Genomic DNA, 12,287 nt, shown 5'->3' on the forward strand with positions numbered 1-12,287 from the left:
CTACTGGAATTGAGGAGTGCTATGGATATCACTGAGCTGCTGGCCTTCAGCGTCAAACAGGGCGCCTGCGACTTGCACTTGTCCACCGGCCTGCCACCGATGATCCGGGTGGATGGCGATGTGCGGCGGATCAACCTGCCGCCACAGGATGCCCGCCAGGTGACGGCGCTGATCCATGGGCTCATGAGCGAACCACAGCAGGTCGAGTTCGCGCAGGCACTGGAGCTCGACTTCTGCTACTCGGCGCCAGGTGTGGCGCGCTTTCGGGTCAATGTCTTCCATCAGCACCGGGGACCGGGCGCGGTATTACGGATCATCCCGTCGAAGGTGCCGAGCCTGGACGAGCTGGGACTGGGGGATGTGTTTCGTCGTATTGCCGAGCTTCCCCGGGGCCTGGTGCTGGTCACCGGGCCCACGGGCTCCGGCAAGTCGACCACCCTGGCGGCAATGATCGATCACCTCAACAACCACCGGCATCAACACATCCTGACCATTGAAGACCCGATCGAGTTTGTCCACGAGCCGCGCAAGTGCCTGATCAACCAGCGTGAAGTGCACCGCGATAGCCACAGCTTCGCGGCTGCGCTGCGTTCGGCCCTGCGCGAGGACCCGGACGTGATCCTGGTAGGGGAGATGCGAGACCTGGAAACCATTCGCCTGGCCCTCACCGCCGCCGAGACCGGGCACTTGGTGTTCGGCACGTTGCACACCAGTTCGGCGGCGAAAACCGTCGACCGGGTGGTGGACGTGTTTCCCGGTGAAGAGAAAGCCATGGTCCGCTCGATGCTCTCGGAGTCGCTGCAGGCGGTGGTGTCCCAGGCGCTGTTGAAGAAGGTCGGAGGCGGTCGGGTGGCGGCCCACGAGATCATGCTGGGTACCCCGGCAATCCGTAACCTGATCCGTGAGAACAAGGTGGCGCAGATGTATTCGGCGATCCAGACGGGTGGCGCGCTGGGCATGCAGACCCTGGACATGAGCCTGAGGTCGCTGCTGGGCAGGGGGTTGATCAGCCGTGAGCATGCGCGAGAGCGGGCGCGCTCGGCCGAAGGCCTGTAAATACAAAAAATCGCAGCCGGCGGGAATGCCACCGGCTGCGATCTGTTGATCTTGCTTTGACTCAGCTCAACTCAGCGCTGAACAATCCGCATGGTGTTCGGCTCTTTCGGCAGGACCCGCTTGGCAACCACGTAGTGGTTATCCCAGTACGGCTTCTTCAGGGTGTCGATGGAGACCGACTTGCCACGGCGTGGTGCGTGGATGAAGCGGTCGTTGCCCAGGTAGATGGCAACATGATTGACCCTGCGGCTCTTGAGCTTGAAGAAAATCAGGTCGCCGGGTTTCAGGTCCTTGCGATCGACTTTCAGCCCGTGGCCGGAGGCCATGGCATTGGAGGTGCGCGGCAGGTCTACGGCGGCTACGTCATTGAAGGCGTATTTCACCAGGCCGCTGCAATCAAAGCCTTTACTTGGGCTGCTGCCACCCCAACGATAGGGAGTGCCGAGCACATTGACTGCGCGACTCAAGACATCGCTGCTCTGCTTGGTGGCCATTGGCGGCACCAGCGAGCTGTTGGCCTTGCTCAGTTGTGGCGCTTTTACACTGTGTTTGTTTTTGCTGGTAGCAGCAGAAACATGGGATTTAGGGGTGTAACCATTAACGTTTGGAAGACGTTGCTCACGATTGGTGGCGTGGGCGGCCAGTGGCAATAATAGGCAAATGGTTAGCCATGTCTTGAAAAATGGACGCATTAGGCAAGGCTCTATATAAGGAACGCGCAACTTTATAACAGCTTTTTTGTCCTTTTCGGGGCCGTTGGTCGATTCAAACCGGGGCTCAAAACCGTCGAAGCCGCGGCAAATTGGCTCGATTGTCGGACACAAGTCAGGTGGTACAAGGCTTTGCGCGAAGTGCCTGGCTGGCAAACCACTTGTCGGCACGACATAAAAAAGTCACACAAGTCACAAAATTATTTTTCTATCGCGGCATATGAGGGACTACATGAACACCTATCGTCAGGATGTTTCACCCCAGGACACCCACAGCAAGGTGATCGGTTATCTGTTGTGGATTCTCGGCTTTACCGGGGCGCACCGCTTTTATTACGGCAAGCCGGTGACTGGCACGATCTGGTTTTTCACCTTCGGTTTGCTGGGCATCGGCTGGTTGATCGACCTGTTCCTGATCCCGGCCATGGACCGTGAGGCGGATCTGCGTTTTACCGCAGGGCCGATCGAATACAACGTGGCCTGGATTCTGCTGACGTTCCTCGGCGTGTTCGGTGTACACCGCATGTATCAGGGGAAGTGGATCAGCGGTTTGCTGTACCTGGTGACGGGCGGGTTGTTCTTTCTGGGGGTGTTGTATGACTTCTGGACCCTGAATGACCAGGTTTCGGTGCGCAACGCGCAGAATCGCGGCGCCTTCCAGTAAAAGCATCGCGGGCGAGCCCGCTCCCACAGGAGCTGCATCAGACCTGTGGGAGCGGGCCGGGCGGCGCTCCGCCTGCCCGCGATTGGAGCGACACGGTTCAGGCCTGGTGGCTGATCCGTCCATCCACCAGGGTGTAGCGCACCACGCCCGGTAGGCTGTGGCCGAGAAACGGGCAGTTTTCGCCCTTCGACAGCCAGGTCTCGCCGGCGACGGTCGAGGCGGCCGGGTCGAACACCACCAGGTCAGCCGCAGCGCCCACCGCCAGCTTGCCCGCCGGCAGGCGCAGGGCCTCGGCCGGACCGGCGCTGAGGCGTGCCAGCAGGGTCGGCAGATCGAGCAGGCCGTCTTCGACCAGGGTCATGGCCAACGGCAGCAGCAGTTCAACGCTGCTGATCCCGGGTTCGGTGGCGCCGAACGGCGCCAGCTTGGCGTCGCGCTCGTGGGGCTGGTGATGGCTGGAGATGGCTTGCACCACCCCGGACTTCACTGCCTCGCGCAGGCCATCGCGGTCGGCGCGGGTGCGCAGCGGCGGTTGCACGTGGTACAGGCTGTTGAAGTCGATCAACGCCTCATCGGTGAGGATCAACTGATACAGCGCCACGTCGGCCGTGACCTTCAAGCCCCGGGCCTGGGCCTGGGCGATCAAGGCTACGCCGCGGGCACTGGTGAGCTGGCTGAAGTGCGCACGCACCCCGGTTTGCTCCACCAGCAGCAGGTCACGGGCCAGGGCCACGGTTTCCGCTGTCTCGGGAATCCCCGGCAGGCCGAGGAAGCTGGCGGTCGGGCCTTCGTGGGCCAGGCCACCTTCGGCCAGGTCATGGTCCTGGGAGTGAAAGATCACCGTCAGGTCGAAGGTCGCCGCGTATTCCAGGGCCCGGCACAGGGTGCGGGTGTTGCGAAAGCTGTCCAGTCCGTTGCCGAAGGCCACGCAACCGGTGTCGCGCAGGGCAATCAGTTCGGCCAGTTGCTCGCCTTCCAGACCCTTGCTCAGGGCACCGATCGGGAACACCTTGGCATTGCCGGCTTCACGGGCGCGGTCGAGGATCAGTTCGGCGACGGCCGAGGTGTCCAGCACCGGCTTGGTGCGGGGCGGGCAGCACAGGCTGGTGACACCACCGGCCGCGGCGGCGCGGGTTTCGCTGGCAATCGTGCCTTTGCGGCTGTAACCCGGTTCGCGCAGCGCGACGTTGAGGTCGACCAGCCCGGGCGCGACCACCAGGCCCTGGGCCTCGATGGTTTGCACGGCGACGAAGCCGGCGGGTGCGGCGCCCAGGGCGACGATCTTGCAGGCTTCGATGTGGATATCGGTGACTTGATCCAGGCCACTGCTCGGATCGATGACGCGGGCGCCGAGAATGCTGAGCTTCACTGGGCGTTCTCCTGCTCGAATTGGCGCTGGGCAGTCTGCCCGCTCATGGCCATGGACAACACGGCCATACGAATGGCGATCCCGTAGGTCACCTGATTGAGGATCACCGAGTGCGGACCGTCGGCCACCGCCGACTCGATCTCCACCCCACGGTTGATCGGCCCCGGGTGCATGACGATGCAGTCCGGCTTGGCGCCGGCCAGGCGTGCGGTGGTCAGGCCGAACAGGCGGTAGAACTCGCCTTCGCTCGGCAGCAGGCCGCCGGTCATGCGTTCACGCTGCAGGCGCAGCATGATCACCACGTCGACGTCCTTCAGGCCTTCGGTCATGTCGGTGTAGACCTTCACCCCGTATTGCTCGATGCCGATCGGCAGCAGGGTCTTGGGGGCGATCACGCGGATATCCGGGCAGCCGAGGGTTTTCAGCGCGAGCATGTTCGAGCGCGCGACCCGCGAATGCAGGATGTCGCCGACGATGGCCACCGAGAGGTTCTCGAAGCTGCCCTTGTGCCGACGAATGGTGAGCATGTCGAGCATGCCCTGGGTCGGGTGGGCGTGCCGGCCGTCACCGCCATTGATGATCGCCACTTGTGGGCAGACGTGTTCGGCAATGAAGTGCGCGGCGCCGGAGTCGCCGTGACGCACGACGAACATGTCGGCCGCCATGGCCTCGAGGTTGCGCAGGGTATCGAGCAGGGTTTCGCCCTTGCTCGCCGACGATGTCGACACATTGAGGGTGATCACGTCCGCCGACAACCGCTGGGCGGCCAGTTCGAAGGTGGTGCGGGTGCGGGTGGAGTTCTCGAAGAACACGTTGCACACGGTCTTGCCGCGCAGCAACGGGACTTTTTTCACCGCCCGGGCGCCGACTTCGAGGAATGAGTCGGCGGTGTCGAGGATTTCCGTCAACAACTCGCGGCGCAGGCCGTCGAGGGAGAGGAAGTGGCGCAGCTGGCCCTGATCATTGAGCTGCAGCGGGCGCTTGGTATCTAGAGGCGTCATCGCGAGGGGGACTCTCAATAGGGCGGATTAAAGGGCGAGGTCTTGCAGTTCGAGCGCAAGTTCCGGACCGGACAGCTTGACCCGTTCGTGGGCGGCCAGGGACAGGGTCGCGCCGACCACGTTCGGGCGGATCGGCAGCTCGCCGGCGTCCAGGTCCAGCAGGCAGACCAGGGTCACGCTGGCTGGGCGGCCATAGTCGAAGAGTTCGTTCATGGCGGCGCGGATGGTCCGCCCGCTCATCAGCACGTCGTCGATCAGCACCAGGTGCTGGCCTTCGATCTCGAAGGGCAGGGCCGATGGGCGCACTTGCGGGTGCAGGCCATTCTGGCTGAAGTCGTCGCGGTAGAAGGAAACGTCCAGGGTACCCAGTGGCGCGTCGCTGCCCAGTGCTTCGAGCAGGGCCTGAGCGACCCACACGCCGCCGGTGCGAATGCCGATGTAGCGCGGCTCGCTGATTCCGCGTTTGGCCAGGTAGGCGTCAAGCTGGGTCGCCATCTGGCTGATCAGTTCGACGGGATTGGGCAGGCTCATGGTTGCTCCTTCTTGGGCCCGAGCCGGGACTTGCAGGGAGAGGCTCGGGTTGTAGCTAAGAGAGTCGCTTGCTGCGGCTCTTCAGGATTCGAACAGTGCGCTGTTTTCGTCGAGCCAGCCTTGCAGCAGCAGGGCGGCGGCGATGGCGTCGACCGGGTTGTCGCGGTAGCTGCCTTTCTGCCCGCCACGGACCAGGCGTTCGCCTTTGGCCTCGAAAGTGGTCAGGCGTTCATCGTGGGTATAAAAGGGCAGGTTGTAGCGGCCATTGAGGCGCCGGGCGAATTTTTCCGCGCGCAGGCACATGTCGCTGGGCGTGCCGTCCATGTTCAGCGGCAAGCCGACCACCACCGCGTCAGGCTTCCACTCCTTGATCAGGGCTTCGACCTGGTTCCAGTCGGGAATGCCGTTTTGCGCCTTGAGGGTGCACAGCTCGCGGGCCTGGCCGGTAATTACCTGGCCAACGGCCACGCCGATCTGTTTGGTGCCGTAGTCAAAACCGAGGATCAGACGCAGGGCCATCAGGCGTGCCCCGCCTGGCTGGTGAGCAGGCTGAGGTTGACGCCCAGGTGCTTGGCCGCCGCGTCCAGGCGCAGTTCGCTGCTGGTGTTGAACAGGATGTCGGTGTCGAACGGGCAGGTCAGCCAGGCGTTGTCGGCCAGTTCGGCCTCCAGTTGCCCGGCTTCCCAGCCGGCATAGCCGAGGGCGATCAGGCTCTTGGCCGGACCGACGCCGTCGGCAATCGCAAACAGCACGTCCTGGGAGGTGGACAAGGACAGCTCGCCCTCCAGATCAACGGTCGCCTGGAACGTCATGCCCGAGGGGTGCAGCACAAAACCACGGTCGGTCTGCACCGGGCCACCGATGAAAATCGGTACATGCTGGCACAACACCGGTGGTTCGACGTCAGGGCGCAACTGCTCAAGGATATCCGCCAGGCTCAGGTCCTGCGGGCGGTTGATCACCAGCCCCATGGCACCATTGGCCGTGTGCTCGACGATGTAGGTCAAGGTGTGCGCAAAGTTCGGGTCGGCCATGTGGGGCATGGCGATCAGGAAGTGATGCTTGAGGTAGCTGGGAATGACGTTTTTCATGTGCGCTAGTGTGGCGTTGGAGGGGCAAACTGACAAGCTGGGGATGCATACGAAAAGCCCAGAATATCCCGAACAACACAGATCATCTGTGGGGTCAGTTGCTGGAAAGCCTGTCCCCGCGGGCAAACCTCCAGGTGCGGATGATCTCCAATCGGTCAATGTCCGACAGGTCGCCGGTAAACGGCGCAAAGGGTGCTGCCAGACGCACGATACGCTGGGCCGCCTGGTCCAGCAGTGGCTGGCCGGAAGACTCCAGGACCAGCACTTCGTACAGCGAGCCGTCGCGGTTGATCGAGACCATCAGGCGCAAATTGCCGTAGATCTGTTTGCGCCGCGCTTCGTCGGGATAGTTCAGGTTGCCGATGCGCTCGACCTTCTTGCGCCATTCATCCTTGTACCAGGCACCCTTGTCGCGCATGGTCGAGGCCGCACTCAGGCGGTGGATGCGCGGGCGCTTGGCATACAGCTGTTGTTCGTTGGCCAGTTCCGCCTCGAGGCTGGCGATGTCGCTGGACAGCTGGGCGCTGTCGAAGGTCGGCGTCACCGGCTTGGGCGTCGGTGCCGATTTCACTTCTTCCTTCTTGGTCGCGGCTTTCTTCGGGGCTGGCGCCACGGTGGTCACGGCGGCCTTGGGAGCAGCGACCGGTACTTGGGGTTTGACCGCGGGCGGTGGCGTGACCTTTTGCACCTTGTTGTCCTGGAACGGCGCGATCTCGGTGGTCTTGGGGATCGCCTTTTTATCCAGGGTGCCGCTGCCTTGCTGATTTTCCTGGGCCAGGAAGTCGGCTTTTTTCGGCTTGGTTTCGCTTTTGAAGGTGGCGAGGGTGATTTCCAGGGTTTTACTGATCTGCTTGGGTTCGGCAAAGGTAAACCCCAGGCCGAGGATCAGTGCCAGGTGGATCAGCGCCGCCAGGAACAGGGTAAATCCGAGGCGATCGGCCGGGCGCACGCCGCGGTGGGCGAGTTCAGGGGGCAGATCGGACGGCAGGGTCATGACAAGGAAACCAACATCGCGTTTTGCACAGGCCGCGCATGATAACGCAATGTTGGTCTGCCCTTGGGGGTTCTATATCAACGAGCCTTGAGCTTCTGATCGATGGCTGCCATCAGCATTTCGCCGATGTTCGTGCCAAATGCATTGTCGATCTCGCGAATACAGGTCGGGCTGGTGACGTTGATTTCGGTCAGGTGCTCACCAATCACGTCGAGGCCGACAAACAGCAGGCCTTTTTCCCGCAGGGTCGGGCCGACCTGGGCAGCGATCCAGCGGTCCTTGTCGGTCAATGGACGGGCTTCGCCACGGCCGCCGGCGGCCAGGTTGCCACGGGTTTCGCCCTGGGCCGGGATGCGCGCCAGGCAGTAGTCCACCGGTTCGCCGTCGATCATCAGGATGCGCTTGTCACCGTCCTTGATTGCAGGCAGGTAAGCCTGGCCCATGATCTGCTGGGTGCCCAGGGCGGTCAGGGTTTCAAGAATCACCGACAGGTTCGGATCGCCCGCGCGGTGACGGAAGATCGAGGTGCCACCCATGCCGTCCAGCGGCTTGAGGATCACATCGCCGTGTTTGGCGGCGAACTCACGCAGCACGTCGGCGCGGCGGCTGACCACGGTCGGCGGGGTGCACTGGGGGAACAGGGTGGCGAACAGTTTTTCATTGCAGTCGCGCAGGCTTTGCGGCTTGTTGACCACCAGGACACCGGCGCGTTCGGCTTGCTCGAGCAGGTAGGTGGAGTAGACGAACTCCATGTCAAAGGGCGGATCCTTGCGCATCAGGATCACATCCAGGTCGCTCAGCAGCGCGTCGGTCTCGGCTTCGAGCTCGAACCATTTCTGCGGGTCGGCGAAGACTTTCAACGGTCGCATGCGGGCCCGCGCCTCGCCTTCGCCCTGGTACAGGTCGCTCTGTTCCATATAGAACAGTTCCCAACCGCGTGCCTGGGCGGCCAGCAGCATGGCCAGCGAGCTATCCTTTTTATAGGAAATGCTGGCGATAGGGTCCATGACAATCCCGACGCGAACGCTCATGGGTGTTTCCTCGAGTTTGAAGGGCTGGGTGTGTCTTGTGCAGGAGCGAGCTCGCTCCTGCAAAAAAACCAGCCGAAGGCCAGAAAAAGTGGCGTCAGAGTGGCGCCCGGTGGGTTCCCGGTCAAGGAAAAACCGCCTCGCGGGTCGGCCGATAGATTGGACATGGAGACTGTGCTAAAAAGGCTGGCATGTCGCGCTGGCCCTTGAACATCAAGGGTTTCGAGCCAACGGGCAGCCGCAAACGGACAAACTGATTCGCCCAGGCGATGGTAGAGCAGATATGGAACAGCATTCCAACGCCTTGAAGGTCATGGTGATCGACGATTCGAAGACCATTCGCCGTACCGCTGAAACCTTGTTACGCAATGCGGGCTGCGAGGTGATCACCGCCATCGATGGTTTTGATGCGCTGGCCAAGATCACCGACAACCATCCGGGGATCATTTTTGTCGACATCATGATGCCGCGTCTGGATGGTTATCAGACCTGCGCTTTAATCAAGAACAACAGCGCGTTCAAGGCCACGCCAGTGATCATGCTGTCGTCCAAGGACGGCTTGTTCGACAAGGCCAAGGGGCGGATTGTCGGTTCCGATCAGTTTTTGACCAAGCCATTCAGCAAGGAAGAACTGTTGAACGCGATTCGCGCTCATGTACCGGGCTTCGCTGCCGATGCGCCGCTGTAAGACACGCACAGTGATGCCCGGCCAACCGGCCTGGCGTCTACAAGAATGGGGAAGACCATGGCACGTATTCTGATCGTCGATGACTCGCCGACCGAAATGTACAAACTCACCGGCATGCTGGAAAAGCACGGCCATGAAGTGTTGAAGGCACAAAACGGTGCCGATGGCGTGGCGCTGGCCCGTCAGGAAAAGCCCGACGCGGTCTTGATGGACATCGTCATGCCCGGCCTCAACGGCTTCCAGGCGACCCGTCAACTGACCAAGGACCCGGAGACCGGCCATATTCCGGTAATCATCATCACCACCAAGGATCAGGATACCGACAAGGTCTGGGGCACTCGCCAGGGCGCCAAGGACTACCTGACCAAGCCGGTGGACGAAGACACCCTGATCAAGACTCTGAACGCTGTGCTGGCAGGCTGACGGCCGCGCCATGGCCGAGTCGCTGAGCGCCTTTGAACTGTTGCTGCAGATCGACCAGCGTTGTCGTTTGCTGGCGGCTGACTTGCCGTCCCAGCCAACCCGCAATCACGGCTGGAGCGGCATTGGCTTTCGCCTGGGCGAACACTGGTACGTGGCGCCCATGGGCGAGGTCAGCGAAGTCCTGCATGAGCCGCGCCTGACCCAGTTGCCCGGGGTCAAGCCGTGGGTTCGGGGGGTGGCCAACCTGCGTGGCCGCTTGCTGCCGGTGATGGACCTGTGCGGCTTCCTGGGCGCCGAGTTGTCGGCTCAGCGCAAGCAGCGCCGGGTCCTGGTGGTCGAGTACAAGGAAACGTTCGTCGGCCTGATGGTCGATGAGGTGCTGGGCATGCAGCACTTCGACCAGGCCCGGTTCGAGCCGGGAGCGGCAGGCAGCCAGGACGACCCGGCGGCGGCTTTCATCAAGGGTCGGTTCGAGCGTGAGCAACGCTGGCAGGTGTTCAGTCCGTTTGCCGTGGCGCAGTCGCCACGCTTCATGGATGTGGCGGTGTAGGCGGGTACCTGTAGCAGCTGCCGAAGGCTGCGTCCGAGTGCGCAGCACGCGCAAGGACGCCGGACGGGTTACACAATGTGGGTCAACAGGCGAAGATCGATGATTAAAGTCAACACGGGCACCTCAAGCGATGGATCGCGCAGTCGTTCGCAGATCATTGCGCTGTTCATCGCGCTGATCGTGTTTATCGTGCTGTTGTTCGCCAACTTTGCCTACCTCAATACTCAAGCCTCCTACGACAAGCAGTACATCGGCCATGCTGGTGAGTTGCGCGTGCTGTCCCAGCGTATTGCCAAGAACGCCACCGAAGCGGCTGCCGGCAAAGCCGCGGCGTTCAAGCTGCTCAGCGACGCGCGCAATGACTTTGCACTGCGTTGGGGCTACCTGAAGAAAGGCGACCCGGCCACGGGCCTGCCGCCAGCACCGGCGGTGGTGCGTCCGCAAATGCGCGCCGTGCAGCTGGATTGGGAGCGCTTGCTGAAAAACACCGACGCGATCCTCTCCAGCGAGCAGACCGTGCTGTCGCTGCACCAAGTGGCCGCGACGTTGGCCGAGACCGTGCCGCAGTTGCAGGTCGAGTACGAAAAAGTCGTCGAAATCCTGCTGCAGCGCGGCGCGCCAGCTACTCAGGTGGCCATGGCCCAGCGCCAGTCGCTGCTTGCCGAGCGCATCCTTGGCGCCGTCAACACGGTGCTGGCCGGCGATGAAAACGCCCAGCAGGCCGCCGATGTGTTTGGCCGGGACGCGGCGCGCTTCGGCCAGGTGCTCAACGGCATGCTGCAGGGCAATCCGGCGCTCAAGGTCAGCCAGGTCGAGGACCGCGATGCCCGTGCTCGTCTGACCGAAATTGCCGAGCTGTTCCAGTTTGTCTCCGGTTCGGTGGATGAAATCCTCGAGACCTCGCCCCAGCTGTTCAAGGTCCGTGAGTCGGCGGGCAATATCTTCAACCTCTCGCAGACCCTGCTGGAGGAAGCCTCGCACCTGGCCAACGGCTTCGAGAACCTGGTGGGCGGACGCTCCACCGACACCATCGGCGGTTACGTGCTGGGCCTGCTGGCGCTGACCTCGATCATCCTGATTGGCCTGGTGATGGTGCGTGAAACCAACCGCCAGTTGCGCGAGACCGCCGAGAAGAACGAGCGCAACCAGAACGCGATCATGCGCCTGCTCGACGAAATCGAGGACCTGGCAGATGGCGACCTGACGGTCACGGCGTCGGTGACTGAAGACTTCACCGGGACCATTGCCGACTCCATCAACTACTCGGTCGATCAACTGCGCGACCTGGTGGCTACCATCAACCTCACGGCCGGCCAGGTCGCCGCCGCTGTGCAGGAAACCCAGGCCACGGCGATGCACCTGGCCCAGGCCTCGGAGCATCAGGCCCAGCAGATCAGCGAAGCGTCGGCTTCGATCAACGACATGGCCCAGTCCATCGACCAGGTGTCGGCGAACGCCGCCGAATCATCGGCTGTGGCCGAGCGTTCGGTGGAGATCGCCAACAAGGGCAACGAGGTGGTGCACAACACCATTCACGGCATGGACAACATTCGTGAGCAGATCCAGGACACCGCCAAGCGCATCAAGCGCCTGGGCGAGTCGTCCCAGGAAATCGGCGATATCGTCAGCCTGATCGACGACATCGCCGACCAGACCAATATCCTGGCCCTCAACGCGGCGATCCAGGCGTCCATGGCCGGCGACGCCGGGCGCGGGTTTGCCGTGGTGGCCGACGAGGTGCAGCGCCTGGCTGAACGTTCTTCCGCCGCCACCCGGCAGATCGAAACCCTGGTGCGGGCGATCCAGACCGACACCAATGAGGCGGTGATTTCCATGGAGCAGACCACCACCGAGGTGGTGCGCGGCGCGCGGCTGGCGCAGGATGCCGGAGTAGCCCTGGAAGAAATCGAAGGCGTTTCGAAAACTCTTGCGGCGCTGATCCAGAGCATTTCCAATGCGGCGCAGCAACAGACGTCGTCGGCGGGACAGATTTCCTTGACCATGAACGTGATCCAGCAGATCACCACGCAAACCTCGTCGGGCTCCACGGCCACCGCAGAGAGCATTGGCAACCTGGCGAAAATGGCCAGTCAGTTGCGGCGCTCGGTGTCCGGCTTCACCTTGCCGGCGGTACCGGAGCGCGGTACCGACAAGACCTGAACCCTGCACGCTGGGAACGAAT

General features: G+C 62.5%; 14 protein-coding genes. 6 read left to right on the forward strand and 8 right to left on the reverse strand.

From position 1 onward, the window contains the following. Window positions 1-21 precede the first annotated feature (21 nt). A complete protein-coding gene (locus tag ACIOVD_RS00685; protein WP_401125526.1) occupies window positions 22-1,056 on the forward strand; it encodes a type IV pilus twitching motility protein PilT in 1,035 nt (344 codons plus the stop codon). A 71-nt stretch (window positions 1,057-1,127) separates the two neighbouring features. Here ACIOVD_RS00685 and ACIOVD_RS00690 read toward each other — a convergent pair whose 3' ends face one another. Then, complete coding sequence (locus ACIOVD_RS00690) at window positions 1,128-1,748, reverse strand: C40 family peptidase (RefSeq protein ID WP_095164518.1); 621 nt, start codon at window positions 1,746-1,748, stop codon at window positions 1,128-1,130. Between the two features lie 250 nt (window positions 1,749-1,998). On the opposite strand from ACIOVD_RS00690, the gene ACIOVD_RS00695 reads away from it, so the two are divergent. Beyond that, on the forward strand, window positions 1,999-2,430 hold the full coding sequence (locus tag ACIOVD_RS00695) for a TM2 domain-containing protein (RefSeq protein ID WP_095164516.1): 432 nt from the start codon (window positions 1,999-2,001) through the stop codon (window positions 2,428-2,430). 97 nt (window positions 2,431-2,527) lie between these two features. Here ACIOVD_RS00695 and ACIOVD_RS00700 read toward each other — a convergent pair whose 3' ends face one another. The 7 genes from ACIOVD_RS00700 to gshB form a co-directional block, all read right to left on the reverse strand. Further along, entirely contained in the window at window positions 2,528-3,799 is a 1,272-nt protein-coding gene (locus ACIOVD_RS00700) for a dihydroorotase (RefSeq protein ID WP_095164514.1), read from the reverse strand. Continuing rightward, window positions 3,796-4,800, reverse strand: coding sequence for an aspartate carbamoyltransferase catalytic subunit (locus ACIOVD_RS00705; protein ID WP_095164512.1), 1,005 nt, complete (start codon window positions 4,798-4,800; stop codon window positions 3,796-3,798). Before ACIOVD_RS00705 ends, ACIOVD_RS00700 begins: the two co-directional genes overlap by 4 nt. A 27-nt stretch (window positions 4,801-4,827) precedes the next feature. Further along, on the reverse strand, window positions 4,828-5,331 hold the full coding sequence (gene pyrR / locus ACIOVD_RS00710) for a bifunctional pyr operon transcriptional regulator/uracil phosphoribosyltransferase PyrR (RefSeq protein WP_095164510.1): 504 nt from the start codon (window positions 5,329-5,331) through the stop codon (window positions 4,828-4,830). 81 nt (window positions 5,332-5,412) lie between these two features. Further along, a complete protein-coding gene (gene ruvX / locus ACIOVD_RS00715) occupies window positions 5,413-5,850 on the reverse strand; it encodes a Holliday junction resolvase RuvX (protein ID WP_008007435.1) in 438 nt (145 codons plus the stop codon). Beyond that, window positions 5,850-6,422 (reverse strand): YqgE/AlgH family protein, encoded by a 573-nt coding sequence (locus ACIOVD_RS00720; RefSeq protein WP_095164508.1) that lies wholly within the window; start codon window positions 6,420-6,422, stop codon window positions 5,850-5,852. The genes ruvX and ACIOVD_RS00720 overlap by 1 nt, the downstream gene beginning before the upstream one ends. 94 nt (window positions 6,423-6,516) lie before the next feature. After that, complete coding sequence (locus ACIOVD_RS00725) at window positions 6,517-7,416, reverse strand: energy transducer TonB (RefSeq protein WP_095164506.1); 900 nt, start codon at window positions 7,414-7,416, stop codon at window positions 6,517-6,519. 77 nt (window positions 7,417-7,493) lie between these two features. Next, window positions 7,494-8,447, reverse strand: coding sequence for a glutathione synthase (gene gshB, locus ACIOVD_RS00730; RefSeq protein ID WP_095164504.1), 954 nt, complete (start codon window positions 8,445-8,447; stop codon window positions 7,494-7,496). A 280-nt stretch (window positions 8,448-8,727) separates the two neighbouring features. Here gshB and pilG point away from each other — a divergent pair, with 280 nt between their 5' ends. The 4 genes from pilG (at window position 8,728) to ACIOVD_RS00750 (ending at window position 12,265) form a co-directional block, all read left to right on the forward strand. Next, window positions 8,728-9,132 carry a twitching motility response regulator PilG gene (pilG, locus tag ACIOVD_RS00735; protein WP_095164502.1) on the forward strand — a complete coding sequence of 135 codons (405 nt, stop codon included), beginning with the start codon at window positions 8,728-8,730 and terminating at the stop codon, window positions 9,130-9,132. A 57-nt stretch (window positions 9,133-9,189) separates the two neighbouring features. Beyond that, the gene (gene pilH / locus ACIOVD_RS00740) at window positions 9,190-9,555 is read left to right on the forward strand and encodes a twitching motility response regulator PilH (protein ID WP_095165186.1); all 366 of its coding nucleotides are present in this window, start codon (window positions 9,190-9,192) and stop codon (window positions 9,553-9,555) included. A 10-nt stretch (window positions 9,556-9,565) separates the two neighbouring features. Then, window positions 9,566-10,105 carry a chemotaxis protein CheW gene (locus ACIOVD_RS00745; RefSeq protein ID WP_095164500.1) on the forward strand — a complete coding sequence of 180 codons (540 nt, stop codon included), beginning with the start codon at window positions 9,566-9,568 and terminating at the stop codon, window positions 10,103-10,105. A gap of 99 nt (window positions 10,106-10,204) precedes the next feature. Continuing rightward, on the forward strand, window positions 10,205-12,265 hold the full coding sequence (locus tag ACIOVD_RS00750; RefSeq protein WP_401125534.1) for a methyl-accepting chemotaxis protein: 2,061 nt from the start codon (window positions 10,205-10,207) through the stop codon (window positions 12,263-12,265). Window positions 12,266-12,287 lie beyond the last annotated feature (22 nt).

This window comes from Pseudomonas sp. NPDC087626 (assembly GCF_044743405.1).
Lineage (GTDB): Bacteria > Pseudomonadota > Gammaproteobacteria > Pseudomonadales > Pseudomonadaceae > Aquipseudomonas.